This is a genomic window from Desulfatitalea tepidiphila, assembly GCF_001293685.1.
Taxonomy (GTDB): domain Bacteria; phylum Desulfobacterota; class Desulfobacteria; order Desulfobacterales; family Desulfosarcinaceae; genus Desulfatitalea; species Desulfatitalea tepidiphila.
Genome location: NZ_BCAG01000003.1, coordinates 1698743 through 1723749, shown reverse-complemented (window position 1 = coordinate 1723749; position 25007 = coordinate 1698743). Strand labels below are relative to the sequence as shown.

The following is a 25007-nucleotide window of genomic DNA, read 5'->3' as shown; positions in this document are numbered from 1 at the left end:
GTTTCAGGTTCTGAGCAGGGCAGTGTAGGTGAGATGGCAATTGCTATGAAATTGGCTATATAGGGTGAGTTAAGGACTGATTTTCGCGGAACCGCTCGGCCAATATTTATGGCGTCTCTCGAGCTATGCAAAATGAGTAAAAAGGGTGCATATAGGTTGCAAGTAGAGGCAAAAAACATGCACCCACTCAGATTCCACAATAATAAATACAACAGGTTACGTGGTCTAAAGTAATCTCCCCTGCGGCACCAAATGAAACCAAGAGGCTGTAACCTTAAAGGTTACAGCCTCTCCGTTTTTGCGGTTTCTATATGGATTAGGGGGTCGTACGACGACTCGCTGTTGCTCATCCACAGGTGGCCGAGTTGCCCGACAACTCCCTTGTGCGCCAAATGTTATCTTCATACAGCGCTCGTTGCCCGCGTCATTTACACCCTCTTAAGTGCTGGGCGTACCGCCACATGCGGGCGAATACCTCGATGCCTGTTTCGGGGTAATTGAAGAAGGGAATTTCCTGTTCCATGAGAAATGATCGGCAAAGATCCTCCTGCCCGGGATCTCCCAACAGCGAAACAAAGACGGGTTTATTGGCCTTTTCCCTGATCATCTGCGCCAGCGGCCGAAGCGTGTCCGCGCCATAGGAGGCAAAGGAGATAAAGAAAATGCCGTCCACACCGTCGTCTTCAAAGAGGGCTTCCAGAATGGTGAGCGATGTTTTCTCGAAACCGTGGATGTTCATGTCCGGGTAGGTATCCACGGGGTTTTTCCGTTTCGGCATCGTGGATATCACCTTGCCTATCCGATCCAGGGTTTGTGGACTGAAACGCGCCAGTTCAAGACCGACTTCAGAAGCACGGTCAATGGACATGATGGCCTGCGCACCGCTGAAGGTGACCAGGGCGATCCGGTTGCCCAGAGGGAGAGGCGACCATTGGAAGCCCATGATCATGGAAAGCATTTGGTCTATCGTCTTTGCCCGCAAAATGCCGGCCTGACGAAGGACTCCATCGAGAACCACATCGTTTACGGCCATGCTGGCCGTGTGGGACGCGGTGGCCATGCCCCCCGCCTCACTTCTTCCACCCTTGACCAGGATCACGGGCTTGCGCCTGACCGCATTGCGGGCCACTTCGAAAAAGCGCTGACCGTCGTGAATATCTTCCAGGTACATTCCTATGATTCGGGTTTGCTCGTCATCGGCGAGATATTCCAAGGCGTCGCTTTCATCCACATCCACTTTGTTTCCCAATCCCAGACCCTTGGAAATTCGGTAGACTGGAAATGCGCTCATATGCATGAGCAAGGCCCCCACGAAGATGCCCGACTGGGCGGCAAATCCCACGGACCCGGGAGTCAGCATGTTCCGGTTGGCGAAATAGGAGGTCGTCATCCCTGTTTCGGTATTCACCAGGCCCAGGGTGTTGGGACCAAATCCGCGCATATCGGCTTCGCGCAGGATGGTCCGGATTTCTTCCTGGATGGCACGGCCGGCATCACCGGATTCTGAAAACCCCTCCGAGGAAATCACCACGCCTTTGACGCCTTTCCGGGCGCAGGACCGGAGTGCTTCGGGCACCGCCGCAGGTGGAATGATCATTGAAACCAGGTCCACGTCAAAGGGGACCTCTTCGATGGTGCGATAAAACGCAACGCCCTGGAAATCGCCTCCCTTGGGATTGATGCCGGCGATGCGTCCTTTGAAGCCGTTCTGCTGAAGGGTGGCGATCAGCAGCGAACCAGGCTTGGCGGCTTCCCGGGACGCGCCGAAAATAGCGATGTTTTTTGATTCCAGCACCTCTCTGATGGATCTCATGAAGCAGATCTCCTTGCTGTAGGGGTGGTGAAGAAGGGGAGTGCCGATTCGGACAGAGGCCGGCCCTGTTATCCGATGGTGTCGATGGCTGCAAAACGCGGTTCGTGCAAGGGAATCAGCACGTCCGCGTTGGCCTTGACATCCATGAGGATATCATAGGCGTCGTATGCATTGACGTGGGTTCCCGGAGGGATGACCTCCATTTCCATCGCCCTGATCTCCTTGGGCGGATTGAGATTTTCGTCGATGATGCAGAAACCGGTAATCACCGCTTTGCCCTGTGCCGTCTCGATTTCCACGGAGAGGCCGCCGGGGGTGTGCGCCGGGGTATGCAGGACGCGAATTCCCGGGCAGATCTGGGTGCCGTCATCGACGGTGATCATCTGACCCTTTTCCTCCACATCCAGGATGTAGTCCTCGAGGTAACGGAAATCCAAGGGGTGCGGATTGTGGATTTGATGCAATTCCAGTTCGTGAACGTAAAATTTGGCACGGCTGCATTTATAATCGTTTTCGCAATGGTCGTTATGCAGGTGGGTGTGGATGACGATGTCGACATCGTCGGGCGTGAGGCCCCACCGGGAAAGGCCCTCTTCGAAGGTGTAGATGCGCCCGTTGATGGCCTTCTGGCGATCTTCGGATTGAATGGGATTCATCTCACCGGTATCCACCAGAACGATTTGGTCCGGGCCCTCGATATACCAACTGTAGATCGGTATCGTATAGGGGGTTCCGGCGCCATATTGGTGGGTCATCATGCTCTTGTCGAATTGTTTTGTTCCCATGACGATGGGATGAATTTTATGGGATTTCATGGCATGCCTCGCGATGCTGGGTTGCACAGATCATCAATCGATCATCAATCGATCTCTCCATCTTCATAACATATTACAGCTTTTGCGGCAAAGCGGCTGTGGCGTTAAACGTCAAAAGCAGTTTCATGCGCCGAAAAGGGTTGCAATACAAGCACCATAAGATCTAAATTCCCTGGGAACCGGGCCTGTATCGCGCACGGCCCCGGGTTCCACAATGTGGAAACGCAGGAGAGAAAATGGCGGCACGACAGATGACTGCGGTTTCGCCCTAAGGATAATCGATGTGAATTTTCTAGCCCACCTGTTTCTGGCCGACAGGAACAACGACTCCCTGAGCGGTCAATTGCTGGGAGACATTGTCAAAGGCAGGGCCATAGAGGGATTTGAGCCGGATATCAGACATGGGATCGCTTTCCATCGAAAAATAGACGCTTATTCCGATTCCCATGCAGTGACCCGTGCCAGTCGGTCCCGGATCAGTCCCCAGCGCCGGCGATTTGCGGGCGTGATCATCGATGTCTGCTATGATCATTTTCTGGCGCGCCATTGGCACCGGTACAGCGAGGAACCCTTGGCCGGTTTTTGTCAAAGGGTGTATGGTCAATTAGCATCGGAACAAGGTCGATCCACGGAGGTGATTCAACCGCTGTTAAAGCGGATGGTGGCTTACGATTGGCTCGGGGGATACCGCCATATAGAAAAGATCGCCATTGTACTCGATCGCGTTGCCGGACGTCTCACGCGCGGTGACCGTTTTTTGGGGGCAGTCACGGAAATACTAGCCAGTTACAAAGATCTGGAAAGGGATTTCCTGTTTTTCTTCCCGGATCTCATGGAATATTCAAGTGAATACATCTCTGCACGCAATGCTTCTGAAGAAAGGAGAACACAGCACAATGTACGCGTACCGAATGGATGACAACGTAGCCGTATTGACCATGAACAACGGTGAAAACCGCTTTAATCTCGCTTCGATCCAGGCGTTCGGCGAAGTATTGGATGACATTGTCGATCACAGCGGCGCCAATGCCCTGGTCGTCACCAGCGCACACCCCAAGATCTGGTGCAATGGCATCGATCTGGACTGGCTGTTGCCGGAGGTTCAAACCGGGGGCGAAACGTCCATGAATCGTTTTCTTTGCAACATGTACAAGTTGTTCAAACGCCTGCTCACCATGCCGATGCCAACCGTTGCCGCCATCAACGGCCACGCTTTCGCCGGCGGCGCATTTCTGGCCTTTTCCCATGACTTTCGATTCATGCGGGCCGATCGCGGCTGGATATCGCTGCCCGAGGTGGACTTGGGGATGACTCTGGGACCGGTATTCATGGCCATATCGAAAAAGGTGATGCCCGTCCCCTTGCTGGAAGAGATGCAGTATTGCGCAAGACGTTTGACGGCCCAGGAGTGCGCGGAACGGCAAATCATCACGCGCGTCTGCACCTTGGAGACATTGATCGGAGAGGCGGTCGCCTTCGCCAAATCATTGAACAAACCACGCGACATTATCCAGCGAATGAAACTGGAAACCCTGAAGCCTGTATTGACGGTCGTCGACGAGACCATTGCGTCGCTGCAGAAGTAGACCCATCGATCGATGATCGGATGCCGTGCCGGCGGTCGCCGCACGGAGACGCGCTTGTTTTGGCAAATGACTTGACAGTAGCTTAGATTTCCAATTATTTGGCATACAAACGAACCGGGTAAGCGGTACCCATTTCCAATGCCAGCCATGAGGTAAAAAAGGGGGAAGATATGCGGGATCCGTTATTTGAGCCGATTGTCATCAACCATCTGGAAGTCAAGAACAGGATTTATATGCCGGCCATGCACATGAATATGGCCGTGAATTTCGAAGTGACCGACCAGTTGGTCGATTTTTATGCCGAGCGGGCAAAGGGCGGTGCCGGCATGATTGTCGTCGGCTATGCCACGGTGGATGAGCTCTCCGGCAATACTCAAAACATCGGCGCCCACAAAGATGAATTCATACCCGGTCTCGCCCGGCTCGCGTCGGCCATCAGGGAGAACGGCGCCCGGGCGGCCGTCCAGATCAACCACGCCGGGCGGTACAATTCTTCTTTCTTCTTGGATGGCAAGCAACCGGTGGCGCCATCGGCCATTGCATCGCGAATGACCCGGGAGACGCCCAGGGCCTTGACGCTTGAAGAGATCGAGCAGGTCATCGATCACTTCGCCCAGGCCGCACTGCGCGTCAAAAAGGCCGGATATGACGGCGTGGAGATCCTCAGCGGCACCGGTTATCTGATCAGTGAATTTCTTTCGCCGCTGACCAATACCCGCGACGATCGATATGGCGGGGATCTGGAGAACCGGATGCGCTTCGGTCTGGAGGTGATGCAGGCCATTCGCCGCGAAGTGGGAGATGATTTTCCGGTGATCGTCCGGATGAATGGTAACGATTTCATGCCGAAAGGGCAGGGGCGGCTGGAATTGCAGGCCTATGCCCAGGCACTGGTGGAGAACGCCGGTGTCGACGCGCTATGTATCAACGTTGGATGGCACGAGGCGCGTGTCCCGCAAATCATCACCGAAGTACCCAGGGGCGTCTTCGGATACTTGGCCAGGGGGATCAAGGAGCGGGTGTCGGTGCCGGTCATCGCCAGCCATCGCATCAACGATCCCTATACGGCAAGGGACATGATCGGCGATGGCATGTGTGACATGGTCGCCATGGGGCGCAGCCTGATTGCGGATCCCTACCTGCCGGAAAAATCGCGCACTGGAAAAGAGGACCAGATCATTCATTGCATCGCCTGCGCCCAGGGATGCTTCGATAATCTGTTCAAACTCAAGCCCGTAGAGTGCCTGTGCAACCCCAGGGCCGGTCGGGAGGCCGAGACGCGCCCTGTCCTGGTCAAAACGCCGCGCAAGATCATGGTTGTCGGTGGCGGCCCTGCCGGCATGAGTGCGGCCCTGGCCGCCGCAGAACGCGGTCACCAGGTGACTCTCTACGAGCGCAGCAACCGGCTGGGTGGCCAGCTTTATCTCGCAGCGGCGCCTCCGGGACGCGATGAATTCGGCGAATTGGCGAAAGATCTGGCCCGGCAGGTGGCGGTAAGTCCGGTGACGGTGCGCCTCGGGAAGGAGGTCGACGAAGCTCTCATCGACGCCGAACGACCGGATGCCGTGATCGTGGCCACGGGTGCCGAGCCTATCCAGCCGGCCATACCGGGGGCCAACCTACCCAATGTGGTTCAGGCCTGGGACGTCCTGCAGAACAAGGTCTATGTCGGCCGTCGGGTGGTGGTGGTCGGCGGCGGTGCTGTGGGCGTGGAAACCGCATTATTTCTCGCCGAAAAGGGAACCTTGTCGGGCGATGCCGTCAAGTTTCTTCTGGTGAATCGTGCAGAGGACCCGCAAACCCTTTATGAGTTGGCGATTAAGGGCACGAAAGAGATCTTGTTGATCGAAATGCTCGATAAGATTGGAAAGGATATCGGGCGATCGACCAAGTGGTGCATGTTTCAGGAGATGGATCGAACGGGTTTGAAAAAATTGACCGTGACCAAGGCGGTTGAAATCACGCCCGAAGGCATCCTGATCGAGGGGCCCGAAGGCAGACAGATGGTGGCCGCCGATAGCGTGGTGCTGGCCATTGGCTCCAAGTCGGTCAACGCCTTGGCCGACGTCGTCACCAAGAAGGGAATCGATTGTGTCAGCGTCGGTGATGCCCGCCGGGTGGCTCAGGCCATCGACGCCATTCACCAGGGGTTTCGCGCGGGGCAGGACGTGTAGCGCTGAAAAGCACTAAAATATCGACTTTTTGGTGGAAGCACACATGAAGATTCTCCTTTACATTGAAGAACGGCCCAATGTCCGCGAAAATGTGATCAAGTTGCTCGGCGGTGCCGGAGGCTTCTTCAAAGTCATCGCAGCCGGGACGGTATTGGAGGCCATCGACCTGCTGGAGAGGATCCAGGTCGACATCGTGATCGCCGGGACCAAAATCACCACCAAGGAGGTGGATCTTCTCGATCAAGGGTTGCGGCAACACAAGGCGACCAAGCTCATCGTGATGGCGGAACGGAAATCCAAGATCGCAAATTTGTTCAAGGCCTTTGAATACAAGGTCCAGTTCGAATTGCCGGTGGATGTCAATTTGCTGCTCGACATGCTGTTGACCGAGTTCGACATCGAGAGCGGCGGTCAATTGCGCGGCATCAGCATCCCTGCATTTCTTCAAATGATCGAACTCGAGGACAAGACCTGCACCATCGAAGTGTTGTCGGGGGGCAGGAAAGGCTATCTTTACTGCCGCCGGGGCGAGTTGATCGATGCCGAAATAGGGGAACATTGCGGCAAGGAGGGCGCCTTTGAAATCCTTGGTATGGAAAACCCGTTGATCATCTTCGAATATCGTCTGCCCGAGCGGCCCAGGCGCATCGAGGCTCCCTTGATGAGCCTGCTGCTCGAAAGCGGTCGAATCAAGGATGAAAGTCCTGAAAAGAAAAATGAGAAGCGAAGGTACAGAAGATTCAGATGCGCCTTGCCGGCCTCTTTCGTCTATGATGAATGGACCCACCAGGGTGAGATCTGGAACATAAGCCTGAGTGGTGCCTATCTGGCGACCAAGGGTCCCTTTTCCGTGGGCAAGGATATCCAGATATCCTTTTACAGCCAGAGCCTGGGCAAGGGATGTCAAATCAGGGGACAAATTGTCCGAAGGGACGCCGATGGGCTCGGAATTGAATTCGGGAGGGCCTCGATTAATGAGATGGCCATCCTGAGAACGGTCATCCATGAGGTGGCAACGACCTGAATCGGCCCCCTATCTTTGTCGGTGCCTCGATATAGAAACAACATCCGATTTTTGAGATGGCGGGAAGGAATATCAACCGGGCTGGCCGCATGGCCCGCCCGGTTGTGCTGCGATGTGCTGGATAGCAGGCTGCGGCTATAGTTCCCAGGCAGCCCTGGCGCCTTCTTCGGTCGCCTCCATGATTCTTCTGACCTTCAAGGCATCTCCGACCACAACATGGCGAATGTGATTTTCTGTCAGGAATGTTTTCAGCTCGTTTCGGGGTTTCATGCCCACTGCGATGACGACCTGATCAAAGCTCGAAAGCCTCTCTTCCCGGCCGTCACATTCTATGATGACGCCATCGGGGTTGATGCTTTTAAGCGCGCAACCGAAACGCAACAGTGCGCCGGCTTGGCGCAGGTACTTATGCAAGCTGTATCCATGGGAAGTAAATTTCGGCACCGGGGAGGAGGGGAGCTGTTCGATGAGGGTGACGTCACTTCCGCGGGCAGCGGCAAAACATGCGGTCTCCATGCCGATCAACCCACCGCCCACCACGAGGATAGCTTTTGCGGGTTTGACGGTTTCCCCGAGGATTTGCCAGGCATCGAACACATGGGGCTGATCCATGCCATCGATTCGAGGAACGATTTTTTCCCCTCCGGTCGCAACGATGACCGCATCGGGACGATTTTCGATCAGCATGGCTTCGGTTACCGGGGACTTCGTTTGTATCCTAACCCCGGCGTCCTTTGCCTGTTTCGCCAAAAATTCAATCCAGTCCAGATAGATTTCCTTGTGCGGCGCCTTGCAAGCGTAACGGATGTTGCCACCGGTGTGCGCCTCTTTTTCAAAAACGGTGACGTCATGTCCGAGACGTTTGGCTTCGACTGCGGCCGTCAGGCCGGCCGGCCCGGACCCAACGATCCAAACCTTACGCGGATTGGCCACCGGACCCGTCGGACAGTCGATCTCCATACCGGTTTCCGGATTGATGGCACAACGGACCGATTTGCCTTCGAACATCTCTCTTTCGATGCACCCCTGGTTGCATGCGATGCAACGGCGGATATCCTCGTACCGCCCTTGTCTGGCCTTTAACAGATAATCGGGATCGCACAGCGCCTGGCGGCCGAATGCCACCATGTCGGCCTCTCCCCGGGCAATCACGTCGTTGGCCAGGCGCGGATCGTTGAAGCGGCCGACCGCAATGACGGGAATCGGGCCGGCTTTTTTGATTTTTTCGGCACGCCACACATTGAATCCCACATCGAACTCCGGGGGCGCGCTGGTGATGCCTGCCGGACTGCCATGGGTGCCCACGGACGCATGGACGATATCCACTCCGCTGCCGATCAAATCGGGAAGAATGGTGAGAACGTCATCCACCGTGTATCCGTTTTTGATATACTCTTCGGCCGAGATTCGAAGCAGAACGGGAAAATCATCGCCCACGCTTTTTCTCACCGAACGGACCACCTCGAAAAGGAACCGTGCGCGGCTCTTGAAATCACCGCCAAATTCATCGGACCGTTGATTGGAAATAGCGGAAAGAAACTGAGTGATCAGGTATCCATGTGCGCCGTGAATCTCTACGGCGTCAAAGCCGGCGGCCTTGGCCCTGGCGGCTGCAGAACCATATGCGGCCACAATTTCGTCAATGTCTTGAAGTGTCATCTCCCGGGGGGGCTGTCCATAGATCAAACTGGGCAGGGGAGACGGACCGATGGCCATGCCCTTTTTCAGCATGTAGGCGCTCTCGCGTCCGCTATGGTGCAGTTGCATGGCCGCCTTGCCCCCACCTGAGTGCATAACGGCGGCCAATTGCTTCAACCCGGGAAGAAATGCGTCATCCCAGGCGGCGAGTTGTTTTTTGAGCACCACACCATTGGGCGCGATGCCTGTTATTTCGGAAATCAACAGGCCCACGCCACCTTGGGCCTGGCGCTTCATGTAGGCCAGGAGGGCATCGCTGACCGTTCCGTCTGGGTTGGCCAGTCCGGTGCCCATGGGGGGGAGGACCGCACGATTGGGTACGGTCATGCTTTTGATGCGAAACGGCGATAACAATGCGTCCAATTCACCCATGATCTCTCCTTTATGCAGTTGTGCCGGATCCTGCCACCACTGGATGATGGATCCAAGCAGACAATATGGAAGTTTTTATCATAGAGAAAGTGCCGGTGAACTGTCAATTAGAAAAAGCGAGCGTTCGCTCAAAAAAAGTGCTATTGTCAATGATGCCGAAACCGGAGAAAATCGATCCGAATTTTTGCCACCACCCCTAAGATCTCAAGGAGGAGGACAATGCCCAGCATGAAAGATACATTCGATCATGGCTATGCCGTTTCCAAAGACATCAAAATCCATTATGCCGCCAAGGGACAAGGAAAACTCATCCTTTTTCTGCATGGTTTTCCCGAATTCTGGGCCGCCTGGGAACATCAGTTAACCACCTTCTGCACCAAATACCAGGCAGTGGCACCGGACTTGAGGGGATTCAATCTTTCCGACAAACCGTCTCTGCCCCAACAGTATCATGTCAAGTTGCTTGTCGAGGATATCCGCAACCTCGTTTACCATTTTGGCAAAAAGGAGATGATATTGGTCGCACATGATTGGGGGGGAGGGGTCGCCTGGGCTTTTGCCAACCGCTATCCGGAGATGGTCGAAAAGCTCGTCATCATCAATTCGCCCCATCCAGGAGTTTTTGCGCGCGAGCTTTTGGAAAATCCCGCCCAGCAGAATGCCAGCGCCTACATGAATCTGTTTCGGTCACCGGATTCAGAAGAGATCCTGTCAAGAAATGATTATCAGTACTTGAAAGATGCACTGACGAAAGGTCAATCCCGGTGGCGCCCCTCCGATGCGCTGATGCAAGACTATGTGTCAGCCTGGTCGCAGCCGGGTGCCTTGACGGGTGGTCTGAACTACTATCGCATTTCACCGCTGCATCCTCCAACCACTGAAGCGGAAACGGTGATCATACGACAAATCGCGGAGGCGCCTCGTGCCATGTTTGAAGTTCGCGTGCCGACACTGGTGATCTGGGGTGAACTGGACGAGGCCCTGTTGCCTGGAAACCTTGAAGGATTAGGGTTGTATGTGGAGCGATTGGAGGTCAAACGTATACCTGACGGCACCCACTGGGTGATCCATGAACAGCCGGAATTGGTGAACAGCTGTATCCTCTCTTTCATCGAAGAGGTCAATTTCTGATCTATATTGCAGGCTTTTGGTGTTTCCTTTTTGCGGGTCCCTCGTTGCGTCCGTTTTTTGTTGTCAATAATGGTCGAACAACCTTATAATATTTTTAAAATTAACAAAGGACGATGCCGACGCAAGCTTCAACGAATCTCATCAAGGAGGATCGGATGGAGGAAAGGGACGACAGCAGGCGAGGGTTGAGAATTCTCATTGCATTTGATGGATCTGATTTAGCGCTGGAAGCAGTCAAATATGTGGCAAACCTCATGCCCGCGAAGTACACGGAAGTCGTTTTGTTTCATATCGAGACCCGGATGACCAGCTCCTTTTGGCAAGTCGAGCATGATATGGATTTCAGGTTCAGCGGCGGCAACATCAGGGCCTGTATCGCTGCCCAGCACAAGCGCATCAATGCCGCAATGGAAAAAGCCCAATCCATATTGACCGAAGCGGGTTTTGATCCGGATTCCATTTCAAAGAAAATCCAGGCCAAGAACCTGGGAATAGTCAACGATATCTTTCGGGAATCTCATGAAGGCTATCATGCCGTCGTGCTCGGGAGAAAGGGCGAGAGCAAGATTAAAGACATGCTTCTCGGAAGCGTTCCCAATAAGCTGCTCAAGAAAATTCAAGGCATTCCGATGATCATCGTCGGCGGCGCGGTGCGTCAGAACCGTATATTGGTTTCATTCGACGGATCCAAGGAGGTCATGCGGGCGGTAAGGTCCATGAGCGCCTTGATCGGCGCATCGGACTGCAAGATCGCTTTCTATCATGTCATTCAGGGTAAGCGATCGCCCGCCGAGGAAGATAACGCGCGCAAGCACATCGAGCCGATGATCAACAAGGCCAAGGAGTGCCTGGTGGATGCGGGCTTGTCTTTCAATCAGATCAGTTTTGAAATGATCGACGCCCCGCAGGATCTGTCGACCCGAATCGTTGAGAAGGCCAACCATGATGGATATGACACGATCGTGATCGGAAGAAGGGGACTCAGCGTTTATCAGGACTTTGTTTCTCGGCGTGTCGGAGAAAAGATTTTTCAGCAGGCACAACACCTCACCGTCTGGGTGCTGAGCTGATTCGCCTTGGGCGCAGCTGAACAGGTGCGCCGCAACGTTCTATATTCGCCGAATCGGCGCACCGATTCACCCGGAGGTGCCGCCTCGTTATGTTGTCTATCCAAATGCCGAACCACCCCTGCCAGTTCAGGTTTTTCCAGCTTCGATTTTGCCTTGACGACTCCTCGGTTTTCGTAATATAAACCCTGGTTTTTTGAAGCCGGGCCATCAGTGCGGCACCATTGGTAAGATACTCAGAGGATGGCGTTGTGATCATATGGAATTGTTACAAAGCAAGGACCTACCAGGTAAAGGCAGTTTTTCGCACGGAATTCACCCTCCTGACAACAAATCGCTATCGCGCGATGCGGCCATAGAGGTTGTTCCAACTCCGAAAAGGGTCGTTTTGCCCCTGCTGCAGAACATCGGCGTACCCTCAAAGTCCATCGTCCAGCCCAAAAAACAGGTCGTGGCGGGTGAAGCGATCGGTGTGGGGGAAGCATTCATCTCTACCAACCTGCACAGCCCGATTAATGGTGTCGTCGAAAATACCGGTGTGTGCACGCTGCCCAACGGGCGGCACTTACCGGCCATATATATTAAAGCCGAGGGAGAGCAGTTGTCCGGGCAGGCGTTGTATGAGGACGTGCTGGGCGGGCCTTGGCCCAAGGACTGTCCCGCAATCTACTACCCTTCGACCATTTCCAAAGCGATTCATGAAGCCGGCATCGTGGGTTTGGGTGGGGCGGCTTTTCCGACACATGTCAAAGTCAGACCCGACGACACCAAAATGATCGATACCCTCATGATCAACGGGTGCGAATGCGAGCCTTACTTGACCAACGATTATCGGGTCATGTTGGAGGCGCCGGGTGCGATCATCGCCGGAGCACTGCATGGGGCCCGCGCCGTTTCCGCACGGGAGATTATCATTGGTGTCGAGGACAATAAGCCCGCTGCCATCGAACGGCTGAAAAAAGAAGCCGAAGGCACGGTCATCAAGATTGCGGTACTCAAAACCAAGTATCCGCAGGGCAGTGAAAAGCAGTTGATAAAAGCAGTACTGGGGCTGGAAGTACCTTTGGGGGGTCTGCCCTCGGATGTCGGGGTGGCCATGAGCAATGTGGGCACCATGGCGGCCATCGCCAGGGGGGTGATCAGGGAAAAGCCTTTGACCCATCGGGTGATCACTGTGACAGGGCGGGGCGTGAGCAATCCCAAAAACCTTCTTGTCCCCATCGGCTTGAGCATGCAGGATGCCATCGATTACTGCGGTGGTTTGACCAAGGATGCCGCCCGCATCATTGCCGGCGGTCCGATGATGGGATTTGCTTTTTCCAACCTCAGCATGCCCGTCACAAAAGGTACAAGCGGTATTACCGTTTTGACCCATGACGATGTTCGGAAAGAAAACGAAACATCGTGCGTGCGCTGCGGCCGTTGCGTGGACGTCTGTCCAATGCAACTGGTGCCTACCAAACTGGCTATGGCCTCCCGCCACGGAAATCTCTCCCTGGCACACCAATACAATATCATGGCGTGTTTTGAGTGTGGGTGTTGTACATACGTTTGTCCGGCCCATATCAAACTGGTACAGCTCATCCGAATGGGCAAGGCAATGGTTGTCGCAAGCAGGAAGTAAAAGGAAAAGGGCCCACACGAAACACAAGATAATATCATTCGATTTGCCCGGACTGCGGTGGATTGCCAAACAGGGCATGACAGGACTCTACTATTGGCGAACATGATGAATGCGAAAGTTGATCTGACGGAAACAAATCGTGTGAAGGATGCGGCACCGGCTATTAACGTGTCCCCTTCACCCCATATCGGCAGTACATCCAACTCCACCAGAAGAATGATGATCGATGTGCTGATCGCGCTGACGCCTGCGGTGGCCATGGCCATTTACATGTTTCGGGTGTATGCACTGATTCATTTGGGACTGTGCGTTGCCACCTGCCTGGCTGCGGAGTATCTATTCGTCCGCATGCGTGGCAAATCGATTTCCCTGAACGATTTTTCGGCTGCGGTGACCGGTGTTATTCTGGCACTCTCCATGCCCGCCACGGCACCCTGGTATGCCTCGGTCATCGCTTCGGCCGTCGCCATTGGCTTGGGGAAGATCATTTTCGGCGGGTTGGGAATGAATATTTTTAACCCGGCGATGGTCGGCCGTGCCTTTGTCATGATCTCATTCGCCGGCGCCATGGGCGCTGCAGCCTACGAGAGCGGTGCCGGTTGGGTCGATGCCATCTCACAGGCCACACCCATGAATGCACTCAAACAGGCCGGGGCCTTGACGCCGATCGGCGATATGTTTCTGGGGTTGACCAACGGCTCCCTGGGCGAGACCAGCGCATTGGCCTGCCTGTTGGGAGGGCTTTACCTGTGTTACCGGCGGACCGCTTCATGGGAAATTCCCGCGGGCATGATTGCCACCGTCCTGGTGATTACGGGCATCGTCGATCTGGTCGGCGGTCATGGCGGAAGGTTGATTCTACACCACCTGTTTGGCGGCGCACTGCTTTTCGGCGCTTTTTTCATCGCCACAGACCCCGTGTCCAGCCCTTTAACACCCCGCGGAAAAGCCATTTTCGGAATCGGCATTGGTGCATTGGTGATGCTGCTGCGTTTTCTGAGCGGTTACCCGGAAGGCGTCATGTTTGCCGTGTTATTGATGAATGCCGTGACGCCGTTGATCAATAGATGGACGATTCCAAGAACCTTCGGTGAATATTAAACGTTAACGCGCCCATTTCCGGCGAAGCCGATTCAGGATAAAGAGACATGGCGGAAACAGAAAAAGATCCAGCGGAAATGAAAAACCGGTTTCAGAACAACTATATTCTACAGGCCTGGCTGTGTATTTCCCTGGCCCTGATCTTCGGTATCTCATTGGCAGCGGTTCAAGCGGCGCTTGGCCCGGTTATCATCGAAAACAAGCTCAATGAAACCAAAGAGAAGGTCCCAGAACTACTGCTCGGCACTGAGGCCGCAGAGAAAATGGCGGCAGCGAACCAAGCCTTCAAGATTACGCCAAGATCCATCGTCGTCGAAAAAAACGGCATCCAAAAATTCTACAGTGTTTTCGAGGCGAGATTCGAAGGCGGTCGTCTCGGCGGATGGGTGACGAAGGTGGACGGTCAGGGTTACGCGGATAAAATCGAACTTTTGATGGGGTTGGATCCATCTATCGAAACCATCACCGGCCTCTTTATCCTCGACCAGAAAGAGACTCCCGGCCTGGGTAACAAAATCATCGAGGTCGTTTGGCGGGGTCAATTTGCCGGCAAATCCACTGGCGATCAACTCAAGGTAGTCAAAGGTGGCGCGAAGGCGGCGAACGAAATTGACGCCGTGACCGGGGCGACCATCTCTTCGGACAGTGTGGTGGCCATCATCAATAAAACTATCAATGATTTACGGCAGCCGTTAATGGACGCCGGCCGAACCCAAAAGGAATAACGCTTTGGCTGATCAACCTACTCCACTGGAAAGATTTATTCGGGGGATTCTGCCGGAGAACCCTGTGTATCGTCAATTGCTGGGGCTGTGCCCGACGCTGGCCGTGACCAACAGCATGAAGGCAGCTATCACCATGGCGGCAGCCGTCGCCTTTGTGCTCTTGTGCGCCAACACGGTGACGAGTCTGATTCGCAATCTGCTCAAGCCACACCTGCGCATCGTCGTCTTCACCCTGACCATCGCGACGTTTGTCACCATTGCGGATCGAATGTTGGCCGCATACATGTACCAAATGAGCAAGACGCTGGGACCTTATATCCCGTTGATCATCGTCAACTGCCTGATCATCTGTCGTTGTGAGGTGTGCGCATCGAAACAGCCTGTTTTTACTGCCATTTCCGATGCGACAGGCCAATCCCTGGGCTACGGTCTCGCTTTGGCCAGCGTCGCCGGGGTGCGTGAAATATTGGGGACCGGTATGTTTTTTGGTTTTCGGGTACTTCCTGCCACTTGGCCCGACTGGGCCGTCATGGTCCTGCCGCCAGGTGCTTTTATCACGCTGGGTCTGCTTCTCGGGGCTGTGAACTGGTATTCAGGCCGAGGGGCCAAATAACGCGAAAGTAAAGGCTGAAAGCATCGAGTAGGGGAATCATTAGATCGGTTGGGTAGTATTTTGAGAAGAAACGGATACACGCTATGAACTATGTCATAGACATCATGTTGATCGCCATCGGCGCCGCGCTCATCAACAACTTTATCTTCTACTATTTTGTCGGCATCTGTCCGTTCATCGGCGTTTCCCGGAACGTGGACATGGCCTTTGGTATGGGATGTGCCGTCACTTTCGTCATGAGCATCGCGGCTTTTGTCAGTTGGACCATCACCAGCCTGGTCCTTATTCCCGGGGCGCCGATTTCGGCCTATATCGGCGGATTTTTTATGACCGCGGAAGCCGCTCAAAAGATCGATCTGACGATTCTCAGCTACATTATCTACATTTTTGTCATTGCCTCATCGGTGCAGTTCGTGGAGATGTATGTGCGTAAGTTCTTCCCTTCGCTATACAAATCGTTCGGCGTGTTTCTGCCCTTGATTACCACCAATTGTGCGATTCTGTTTGCATGTCTGACCATCATGAGCCACGTGAGCGGCGTCGAAAACCCGGCCGATGCCTGGGACCTGGGGCGCGCTTTGTCTCTCGCATTTTTCGGCGGGGTAGGTTTTACGATCGCCATTGTCGTGATGGCAGGCATTCGGGAAGAGCTCGATTTGTGTGATATCCCCAAACCGTTCAGGGGAGCGGCCATCACACTGGTCGTCGGAGGTATCCTGGCCTTCGCCTTCATGGGGTTTACCGGTGTCAACTCAGGGCTTCGCAAAGTGCTTACATTCGACCAGCCAGTCGCCCAGGTGGAACAGAACGCATCTGCGCAGGATCGAAATGTGCAAAGTCGGATCGATGAGATGCGGCAGAATTGATCGGGGGAGAAAAAGTGCTGACGCTTGGCGCGAGAACAAGCTTTCGATAAGGGTCCATGGACTAAAGGGGTGCGGATTGTCAACACCACACCACCGCCGATTGATGTGAACGGGAGCAGATAGGAGTTTAAGGTCGTCATGATTGAAGTGACTATAGGCCTTGCCGCTGGAACCATGCTGGCAATGGCGTTCATTGTATCCTACGTGCTTGGATGGGCAAACAGGAAGTTTGCCGTCGAAGTCGACCCCAAAGTAGAGGCAGTGCTCGAAGCGCTGCCCGGTGCCAATTGCGGTGGGTGCGGATTTTTAGGGTGCAGCGATTACGCTGTCGCGGTGGTTGCTGACAATGCCCCGGTCAATAAATGTCCCGTGGGCGGGGAGGCGTGTGCCGCCAAGGTGGCCACGATCATGGGTGTCGAGATCGGCGAAGCCCTGCCGTTCCGCCCCGTCGTGCATTGCGGCGCCCACCTGGAGGATCGGCTGGGACGTACCGCATATGAGGGTGAACAACGCTGTCGTGCGGCCAATCTTGTGGCCGACGTTCAGGGATGCACCTATGGTTGCCTGGGTTTCGGTGATTGCACGCGTGCTTGCAAATACGATGCAATTCATATTGTGGACGGTCTGGCGGTCGTCGACTACGACAAATGCATCGGTTGCGGTGCATGTGCCAAGGTCTGCCCGAGAAACATCATCACCATGACGCCGTTTCGGTCCGAAAGAATCATGGCCGTGACATGCTCGAACAAGGACAAGGGTAAGGATGTCATGGCCGTTTGCAATGTCGGCTGTATCGGCTGCAAGGCGTGTGCACGAATTTCACAGGTGATTTCCATAAAAGACAATCTTTCGACGATCGATTATGACCATTATACACCCGAATGCATGCCCGATTTGATGAAAGCATGTGAAAAATGCCCGCGGCACCGTCTCGTTTTTGTCGGCAAACCCACGCCGGAAGAGGCGGCCGCTGCCGAAGAATTCGAAGCACCAGACATCGTCAAGCCCGACTTCAAAACCACGGTGGATGATACCGAGTGGCGCGGATAGGCACCGACGACCGCCCCTTGTCTTCCGTCCATCCACAAACGGTCAATTTCTGGGTGGACACCAACTTAGAGATATCGAGTAAACAACAGGCCTCCCTGGCGGTGTGAATCGGGGAGGCTTGTTTTGTTGGTGAGATGCTTCCTGCAAACCGAGAGTGCAGATAAAGCCTGTTATTGCTGTTGGGCGGGCGTCAACGGCTCTTCAGAAATTGTCTTGGATCGATCCGCATTGCTTTCGCCCGAGGGAACGGCCGCAGGCGTAAGGGCCCCTTGACTTTGTGCACCGCTATCGGGCTGCGGTGATGGGGTTGCGGCATTGCCTGAAGTGGAGGTCTGCGTCGTAATGGGCAGGGGCGATGGTTGAGGTTGTGGCGTTGTCGCTGCATCGGGTTTTTGGGCAGGCGCCGATTGCGTATCGTTTGCTGGGGCGACGGGCTGCGAAGGTTGTGGCGCCGGCGGTTGAGCCGTCGGCTGACTTTCGGGTTCCCGGATGGTATTTGGTTCCGTGTCGTTCGATGTGCCGGCGCCGGGCGTTAGCCGGGGTTCTTGTGATAAAGGGGCCGTCGGTGTGCCCGTCGGGGGTGTGGGGATCCCCTTTGAGCCGGTGTCGCTTTTCGGCGGCGATGGCTTTTCCAATTCTGCTTCCAGAGCGCGTGCCTTTGCGGTGATGGTCGCCAATTGTCGTTTCAAATCATCGATGGTCTTCTGCTGGGTGGCAGCGGCCTCTCTTTCTTTTGCCAGTTCACTTTGGGTCTTTGTGAGTATCGCCTTGAGGCTCTCTATCTCCTTTTCCATCCAGACCTTGAGGACCTTTTCAGAGTTTGGGGACGTATCGGCACTCTTTTGGGCCTGGGCCTTTTGAAGCTTGTTCACCTGCAGCCCCGAGAATGCGGCCAGCAGCGCTGCCGCCACGGTGACCACCGCACATGCAAATGCGATCAGTTGGAATTTGCGATAGCGTTCTTTTATATATTTGGCCGTATGAACGATGCGTGTCATTCGTCCTCCCACATCGGCACCCGCTGGATGGCGTCGTGCCTTTTTGACGTTGATGGAATGTGAGTCGTTTGCTGTCTCATTTTACCGATGTGTTCGGTCGTTTTGAATGGCCGAAGGTTGTGTGTTCAGGCGTCCTGATGTCATTGATCGATTTGGCCGACGATAAGGGAAATGGACCATTCACGGTATTTGGTATTGACCTGGGCAGACACGGGCAGGCCAATGGTGGTCAAACTCCGTTGAAGGAATTTGGCATAGGATGGAGCGGTCTGTTTGCTGTGGATCACCAGTACAAAACCTTCCGGCGGATGGGTAAAGGCGCTCTGGATGATTTCCGAGGTGGACCATCCATGGCTGTCAAACAGTTCCTTCAGCTCAATGGCGGTCTCGTGTGAGGTGGGGTCTTCCAACACCGAAATGATGTCCATTTCTCCCTTGGGACCGGAATTGAGCAGCTTGGCCAGCATTTTTTTCTGCTCACTGTCGAGTGCGCCCTTTTGAGCTGCCGGCTCGATGTTTTGGGTCGTTATGCCGCTGCTGGTGATGTTCATATCCTTCAGTTCGTCAATGCGGTCTTTTAAGACACTTTCCGCCGAGGCATATCGGCTGCGAATTTTTTCCATCTCTTTGCGCAGTGAGCCGGCATCCATTTCGGCCAGGCGCCTGCGTTGATCGGCAATGTCCTGGTTCTGCTGGGTTGCCAGAAGTTCTTTGCGGATTTCTTCGGCCGCTTTTTCAACGGCCTTGATCTTTTTACTCGCGCTTTGTTCCCGTTCGATGAGATATCGGGACATACGATTGCCATTGATCCATAGCAGCAGGATGCTGATGGTGGTCAGTGCGGCGCCGATCATGGTAATCAATTGCAGCCAACTGTTGAAGACAATGACTGAATCTAAATTTTGCCACCATGTAAACATCGAATTCCCTTTCAAACAGGTTAACCACAATGAGTCGTAATAAATATAATTTACTAATAATACCGATGAATTGAATGTTTATCAAGGACTAAATTGAAACAATCCACCTTGGGAATCGATCTTGGCGACACGGACCGGAAAAAGATTCCTGGCCGAAGGAACGGTTGCGAGGCGCCCGGGTTAGCGCTTTATCAAAGCCGGTCAAGTATGATAGGTAGTGTCCGTCCACAAACAGGCAAATTGGGTTGAGATCAAGGCGTGCGAAAAATTTTGCCGCAGGCATGTAATTGATGTTCTAAGGATAAAATTTGAGCAGAACGCAGTTATCGGGAAAATTGGCCATTTGTGGTGGGGCAGTAGGTACATTTTTTTGAATTTACGCCGTACATCGGCTCGGAGTGCGATATGGGAATTGTCGGCAAATTATTGGGGGGTACGATTGGTTTCGCCTTGGGCGGTCCGTTGGGGGCTATTGCAGGCGCTGTTTTCGGACACGCCTTCGATAGCAGTACCAGGGATTTGCAGGAGGACCAGATACCTCACTTTTCCGGACTGGAGGCATCTCAACTCGCTTTTTTCGTGGGCGCATTTTCAATGCTGGCTAAGTTAACGCAATCCGACGGCCGGGTGAGCCCGGAGGAGATGGATACCATCGAAGCTTTTGCGGTCAGAGATTTGCGTCTGTCTCCCGAAGCCAAGTCGGTTGCCCTGAACATTTTTCGCACGGCGCTCGAATCGCCCGCCAGCTTTAACGACTTTGCCCTTCAGTTTTACAATCATTTTCAAGGACAACCCCATCTTATCGAGATGATGGTCGATATTCTATTGCGGGTCAGCGTGGCCGACGGCGCTCTCAATGCCACCGAGGAGAGCTTGATTCTCGGTGCGGTGCGCATATTCCGGATGAGCGAGCAGCGATATCAACAGGTACGGGCTGCTTATGCCGGAACCGGCGACGTACCCTACCAGGTTCTCGGCTGTCGGCCGGATGACAGCGATGACATGATTAAGCAGCGATATCGAAAACTGGTCCAGGAATATCATCCGGATAAAATCGCCAGCAAGGGATTGCCGGATGAATTTATTCAGTTGGCTCATGAAAAGTTCCGAGAAATTCAAAACGCATACGAAACCATAAAAAAAGAAAGAACGATCAGGTAACCGCGGGACAGGAATTGGATCGGGTATCTCAGCAAGCGGATGAAAATATCCTTTGGGCTTGGTACCCAGTTGGTTTTATTGACAATCGAGAGAAATTGGGTTACCACCCATAATATTAATCCGCCCTGTAAAATAAGTGGGTTAGACCTAACCGATTCAACTGTTGAACAAGATGACGCAAAGCGTGCCTGTTTCTGAAAAAGGAAGGCGATATGATTTTTCTGGTCAAACGTGAGGTGTTTGTACTTTTTAGAATCGTGGCCAGCTGTGCGACGGCCATTGCACTCATTTTTTTCATCTCATCCCTTTCCGGGGAAGATCTGTTGAAAAACAACACGGAAATCAAGAACAGCGAACTGCTGATTCAACAGATCAACGCGGAGCTGGAAGGCGGCATTGCCCAGAGACTCGCCAAGCTCGGGGAGGTGCCGGAAAAGAATCCATTTCGAAAATTTTATGCCATCGAGTTGGCCAAGGAGATTCACGACTTATCGGGTCTCACCGAAAAGCAACGCATGTTGTTTGATGCCTATAATGTGCGAAGTTTTGAAACTCAGCTGAAACGTATGATGGGGTATACGGAAAATTCTGACGTCAAAAGCCTCATGGATGAACTGGAAGTGGTCAAGCGAGAGCTGAAAAACTCGGCGAACCTGATCGAGAAAAAACGCCAGAAGCTGGTTCGACAGCGTACCGCATATATCGTTTTGTTTATCGTTTTCTGGATCATGATCTATCTTTATTACAGTCGGGGAATTATCTTCAAAAAATCGGATCAGGATTAAATACCCAAACAAACGGACTCGCCATGTACCTGGACCATTATCAGCTTAAAACCAAACCATTTCAGATCACTGCCGATCCAAAATTTTTGTGGTTGGGGGAAAAGCACAAAGAAGCATTGGCGACGCTTCGTTACGGGATTCTCGATAATCGGGGCTTTTTGCTTCTCACCGGTGAGGTGGGCACAGGCAAAACACTGCTCATCAACCGCCTGATTTCAATGCTCGACATGGACACGGCAGTGGCCACCTTGCCCGACCCCGACCTGACGAGCATGGACTTCTACAACATTCTCGCCGACGGGTTTAAAATGAATCGCACCTTTGACAGCAAGGGTGCGTTTTTACTTCACCTGCGTGATTTTTTACACAAAAGCTATGCAGACCAAAAGCAAGTCCTGTTGATCATTGATGAGAGCCAGCGATTAAATCATCGGCTCATGGAAGATATCCGCGTGCTTTCCAATATCGAGCTGCAAGACCGTAAACTGATCAATATCTTCTTTGTCGGCCAGCAGGAATTCAATACGATTCTCACAGCGCCACAGAACAGGGCCCTGGCGCAGCGGATTACGGTGCGTTACCATATCACCCCCCTCGAGAAGAAGGAGGTCGGTGAATATGTTCAGCATCGTTTAAGTGTCGCGGGTACGACCCAGAAGATTTTTAATGCATCGGCGATAGATGGCATTTATCAATTTTCCGGAGGCATTCCCCGACTGATCAATATTCTTTGCGACCACGCGCTACTGACCGGATATGCGCGCAACGCCAAGACAATCGATGCCCGAATCATTGAAGAGTGCGCCCAGGAGTTGCGCATTCCGATTAAATCGAGTGTCAAAGGGATGGTCGCCACCATGAACACGATCGAGTCTAAAACGATTGGCAATGCAGCCTCCAGACAATCCGGTGGACATGTGACGCCTCCTGGTCCGGCAGATATGGCAGAGATAACGGATACACCGGCATCCCCAAAAGACGAAGAAGGGGAGACGAATGCGACGGCAAGATCGCCTCTGTGGAAGATTTTTTATTCGTGTATCGTCATCGCGCTGGTGTTGCTTGGAGGATATGCAATCACCCAGATTACCAGCAAGGAACGCCCAAAATACGATGCCGAAGATCTCACCCCGCAACAATACCGATCGACCTTGGAAAAGGAGCAGGCGTTGTTGAGCCAGAGCATGGAAAACATGACGGCCGCTGGCGGGGCAGGGGCTGAGAAACCATCGTCATCTGCGGCCAACGGCGTTGCCGCCACCCCAGCTAAAAGCAATGTGGCCGAATCGAGCGTGGGGCAGACCGCCAAAGAAAGCCAAGCGCCTAAAGTTAAAGTTAAGGAAAACCCGACGAGCGGTGTTGGGGAGATCGAACCCCTCCCCCTGATGGACGAGACGATTATGGTTCATTTTACGATCAATTCCAATGAGATTGAAGACGGTTCCTATGCCGTCCTGGACCGCATCGCCAACTACCTGGTACGGCAACCCGATAAAGTGGTGCATGTTCGCGGTTACACCGACGCAAGCGGTTCTGCGGGCTATAATGAGAGCGTATCGCGTTTTCGTGCCAGCGTCGTAAAATCCTACCTTGTGGGAAAAGGTGCGCCACCGGAAAATATCGAGATTTTTGCCATGGGCGCCGAGAATCCTGTCGCTTCAAACGAAACGGCAGAAGGCAGGCGGCTGAACCGACGGGTTGAGATTGACTTTCAGACTGGAAATCAAACCACGAACTAGGGACGAATTACCATTCCATTGATTTGATCATGCCCGACAATTTTCGAAGTATATCCATTTTGATATCGGCCTGCTGGATGGCCCTGTTCCCAGGTGATGTCGGCAGTGATCGGATCGTTTTGAAAGATGGAACGATCGAGATCTCGGAGCGGGTCTGGGAATCTGAAAAGTACGTGCATTTTATTCTTCACGGCACGAAAACCGTTGAAGTGCGGTATGCCAAAGAGATTGTGGCCCGTATAGAAAAGAGCGGGACCAAACCCGGCCCTGGTCCGAATCCGCCCAATGCCACCGCGACCGCTGGAAATACGGCGTCGGCGCCGAAACCTGTAACCCCCATTCCGCAAGAGCCCCCATCGGACATCGAAACACCGTCCAGGAGGGCGGATGCGCCAATCGCCATCGATCGCGGCATCGTTGAAAAAAACAGGAAATTGACCTTTTACGATCCCCATCGGCCTCAAAAGTATTGGGCAAGCCGTAATTCCCGCCACAAAGCCTTGAAAGATGCCGTCTCGGCGTTGGCCGGAATCTATGGCCAATCGAACGAATGGGTCGAAGCCAATATGGGGGAAGAAAATGACTTGGGCCTGATTCATTCACGCTTGCTGACCGCGTTGGATTCAGAAAACACGCGATTCATCGATCCGAAAGACAATCCGTCGCCCGGCGTGCCGGGCGCGGCAGAGGAAGATCCGGTTCCCGGCGGCGAAAGGGCACCGGAAAGACCGGAAAATTTCACACCGCACGATCAATGGCCGCCCCTGAATATTGCGGTCGACCTGCAATTCTATGACCCCCGCCGTGAAAAGAGATACTGGATCGACCCCGGAATTCAATTCGGTACGCTGAAGGAGGCGCTCGACGCCCTGGCTGATCAATACGGCGTGCCCGTGGAATGGATTGAATCCCACATGGGGGATACCAACACGCTTCTTCAGATTCATAAAAACATCCGGTCGAGCCTCGTGGGCAAAACGGACCGCGAATATCAGTAAGACATTGATTTCAAAACTGGGCGGTGTGGAGGGAGAACCACCAGACGGCCACCAGCAGCGATATGAAGCCCAATGTCGCCGCCACCCATACTGATTTGGAAGGGGAGTCATTCGATGGGTCTGCACCGGCATGGCACTGCGATAGGGCCCGTAGCGCAGGGATGTCATCGGTGAGAATTCGATCCCCGTTCGAGAGTTTGATACAGCGCCTTCTTTTGGTGAGGGATCCCGCGATTTGAAACACATCGCATGACACGATGCGATAAAATGGATCAGATTGATGCCAGACATGCAGTAACACACCGTCAAACTGTACCAGGACGACCATCGACCTATCGTCCGATCCCTGGTGATAGGTACCTTTGAATTCGATTATCCGGCTCTCATTTTTTTCTCTGGTTTGCTTCACGCTGTTATCCATCGATTCCAGGCTCATGTTTTTTTAACAATCCCGGTATAGTATCGGTTATTCGGCACTGCTTTCGTCTGCCTCTGCACTATCCGTGCCTGATTTTATTTCAGTGGTAAAACGTAAATATTATAAATAGTTATGATTGTTTTCCGATGCCGTTTGTCTCACAAATTGCCGAGAATTGGCAAAAGGTGGCTCCTTTTCGGCAGGATAAGCGGTTCAGAGAATCATCGGCCTTTCGCCACTGGCGGAGCGATTCGTTTCCGGGGATTCGCTTGGAAATAGTTGACAGGTCGGCGGCAGGCATATCAATATAGCTGCAATCAATGGATCAA

General features: G+C 53.5%; 22 protein-coding genes. 16 read left to right on the top strand and 6 right to left on the bottom strand.

What is annotated here, in order from left to right:
- Positions 1–424: 424 nt before the first annotated feature.
- Both DFT_RS12320 and DFT_RS12315 read right to left on the bottom strand, forming a co-directional pair.
- Positions 425–1813 (bottom strand): acetate--CoA ligase family protein, encoded by a 1389-nt coding sequence (locus DFT_RS12320; RefSeq protein WP_054031483.1) that lies wholly within the window; start codon positions 1811–1813, stop codon positions 425–427.
- 68 nt (positions 1814–1881) lie between these two features.
- Positions 1882–2628, bottom strand: a complete 747-nt coding sequence (locus DFT_RS12315) for an N-acyl homoserine lactonase family protein (RefSeq protein WP_054032446.1) — start codon at positions 2626–2628, stop codon at positions 1882–1884.
- 214 nt (positions 2629–2842) lie between these two features.
- On the opposite strand from DFT_RS12315, the gene DFT_RS27465 reads away from it, so the two are divergent.
- From DFT_RS27465 to DFT_RS12295, 4 genes are all read left to right on the top strand, one after another.
- On the top strand, positions 2843–3547 hold the full coding sequence (locus DFT_RS27465; protein ID WP_083453466.1) for an acyl carrier protein phosphodiesterase: 705 nt from the start codon (positions 2843–2845) through the stop codon (positions 3545–3547).
- Positions 3525–4214, top strand: coding sequence for an enoyl-CoA hydratase/isomerase family protein (locus DFT_RS12305; protein WP_054031481.1), 690 nt, complete (start codon positions 3525–3527; stop codon positions 4212–4214). The genes DFT_RS27465 and DFT_RS12305 overlap by 23 nt, the downstream gene beginning before the upstream one ends.
- 170 nt (positions 4215–4384) lie before the next feature.
- Complete coding sequence (locus tag DFT_RS12300; RefSeq protein WP_054031480.1) at positions 4385–6388, top strand: FAD-dependent oxidoreductase; 2004 nt, start codon at positions 4385–4387, stop codon at positions 6386–6388.
- A 43-nt stretch (positions 6389–6431) separates the two neighbouring features.
- Positions 6432–7412, top strand: coding sequence for a PilZ domain-containing protein (locus tag DFT_RS12295; RefSeq protein ID WP_054031479.1), 981 nt, complete (start codon positions 6432–6434; stop codon positions 7410–7412).
- A gap of 135 nt (positions 7413–7547) precedes the next feature.
- Here DFT_RS12295 and DFT_RS12290 read toward each other — a convergent pair whose 3' ends face one another.
- Positions 7548–9482 (bottom strand): oxidoreductase, encoded by a 1935-nt coding sequence (locus tag DFT_RS12290; protein ID WP_054031478.1) that lies wholly within the window; start codon positions 9480–9482, stop codon positions 7548–7550.
- Between the two features lie 219 nt (positions 9483–9701).
- Between DFT_RS12290 and DFT_RS12285 the strand changes: the two genes are divergently transcribed.
- The 8 genes from DFT_RS12285 to DFT_RS12250 all read left to right on the top strand — a co-directional run bounded on the left by DFT_RS12285 (position 9702) and on the right by DFT_RS12250 (position 17659).
- Positions 9702–10613, top strand: a complete 912-nt coding sequence (locus DFT_RS12285; protein WP_054031477.1) for an alpha/beta fold hydrolase — start codon at positions 9702–9704, stop codon at positions 10611–10613.
- Positions 10614–10768: 155 nt separating this feature from the next.
- Complete coding sequence (locus tag DFT_RS12280) at positions 10769–11683, top strand: universal stress protein (protein ID WP_054031476.1); 915 nt, start codon at positions 10769–10771, stop codon at positions 11681–11683.
- Positions 11684–11939: 256 nt separating this feature from the next.
- A complete protein-coding gene (rsxC, locus tag DFT_RS12275) occupies positions 11940–13304 on the top strand; it encodes an electron transport complex subunit RsxC (protein WP_054031475.1) in 1365 nt (454 codons plus the stop codon).
- A 105-nt stretch (positions 13305–13409) separates the two neighbouring features.
- Positions 13410–14405: an RnfABCDGE type electron transport complex subunit D gene (locus DFT_RS12270; protein WP_054032445.1), complete on the top strand. Its 996-nt coding sequence runs from the start codon at positions 13410–13412 to the stop codon at positions 14403–14405.
- A gap of 47 nt (positions 14406–14452) precedes the next feature.
- The gene (locus tag DFT_RS12265; RefSeq protein WP_235506219.1) at positions 14453–15130 is read left to right on the top strand and encodes an RnfABCDGE type electron transport complex subunit G; all 678 of its coding nucleotides are present in this window, start codon (positions 14453–14455) and stop codon (positions 15128–15130) included.
- A 4-nt stretch (positions 15131–15134) separates the two neighbouring features.
- Positions 15135–15743: an electron transport complex subunit RsxE gene (gene rsxE, locus DFT_RS12260; protein WP_054031474.1), complete on the top strand. Its 609-nt coding sequence runs from the start codon at positions 15135–15137 to the stop codon at positions 15741–15743.
- 83 nt (positions 15744–15826) lie between these two features.
- Positions 15827–16609, top strand: a complete 783-nt coding sequence (locus DFT_RS12255; RefSeq protein WP_054031473.1) for an electron transport complex protein RnfA — start codon at positions 15827–15829, stop codon at positions 16607–16609.
- Between the two features lie 138 nt (positions 16610–16747).
- Positions 16748–17659 carry an RnfABCDGE type electron transport complex subunit B gene (locus tag DFT_RS12250; RefSeq protein ID WP_054031472.1) on the top strand — a complete coding sequence of 304 codons (912 nt, stop codon included), beginning with the start codon at positions 16748–16750 and terminating at the stop codon, positions 17657–17659.
- A 170-nt stretch (positions 17660–17829) separates the two neighbouring features.
- Here DFT_RS12250 and DFT_RS12245 read toward each other — a convergent pair whose 3' ends face one another.
- Both DFT_RS12245 and DFT_RS12240 read right to left on the bottom strand, forming a co-directional pair.
- Complete coding sequence (locus DFT_RS12245; protein WP_054031471.1) at positions 17830–18657, bottom strand: hypothetical protein; 828 nt, start codon at positions 18655–18657, stop codon at positions 17830–17832.
- A gap of 140 nt (positions 18658–18797) precedes the next feature.
- The gene (locus tag DFT_RS12240) at positions 18798–19577 is read right to left on the bottom strand and encodes a hypothetical protein (RefSeq protein ID WP_054031470.1); all 780 of its coding nucleotides are present in this window, start codon (positions 19575–19577) and stop codon (positions 18798–18800) included.
- Between the two features lie 405 nt (positions 19578–19982).
- On the opposite strand from DFT_RS12240, the gene djlA reads away from it, so the two are divergent.
- From djlA to DFT_RS12220, 4 genes are all read left to right on the top strand, one after another.
- On the top strand, positions 19983–20738 hold the full coding sequence (djlA, locus tag DFT_RS12235) for a co-chaperone DjlA (RefSeq protein ID WP_054031469.1): 756 nt from the start codon (positions 19983–19985) through the stop codon (positions 20736–20738).
- A gap of 212 nt (positions 20739–20950) precedes the next feature.
- Positions 20951–21523, top strand: coding sequence for a hypothetical protein (locus DFT_RS12230; RefSeq protein ID WP_054031468.1), 573 nt, complete (start codon positions 20951–20953; stop codon positions 21521–21523).
- 23 nt (positions 21524–21546) lie between these two features.
- On the top strand, positions 21547–23262 hold the full coding sequence (locus DFT_RS12225; RefSeq protein ID WP_054031467.1) for an AAA family ATPase: 1716 nt from the start codon (positions 21547–21549) through the stop codon (positions 23260–23262).
- Between the two features lie 29 nt (positions 23263–23291).
- Complete coding sequence (locus DFT_RS12220) at positions 23292–24260, top strand: hypothetical protein (RefSeq protein WP_054031466.1); 969 nt, start codon at positions 23292–23294, stop codon at positions 24258–24260.
- 10 nt (positions 24261–24270) lie between these two features.
- Here the strand turns inward: DFT_RS12220 and DFT_RS12215 are convergent, their stop codons facing one another.
- A complete protein-coding gene (locus DFT_RS12215; RefSeq protein ID WP_152971965.1) occupies positions 24271–24696 on the bottom strand; it encodes a hypothetical protein in 426 nt (141 codons plus the stop codon).
- Positions 24697–25007 lie beyond the last annotated feature (311 nt).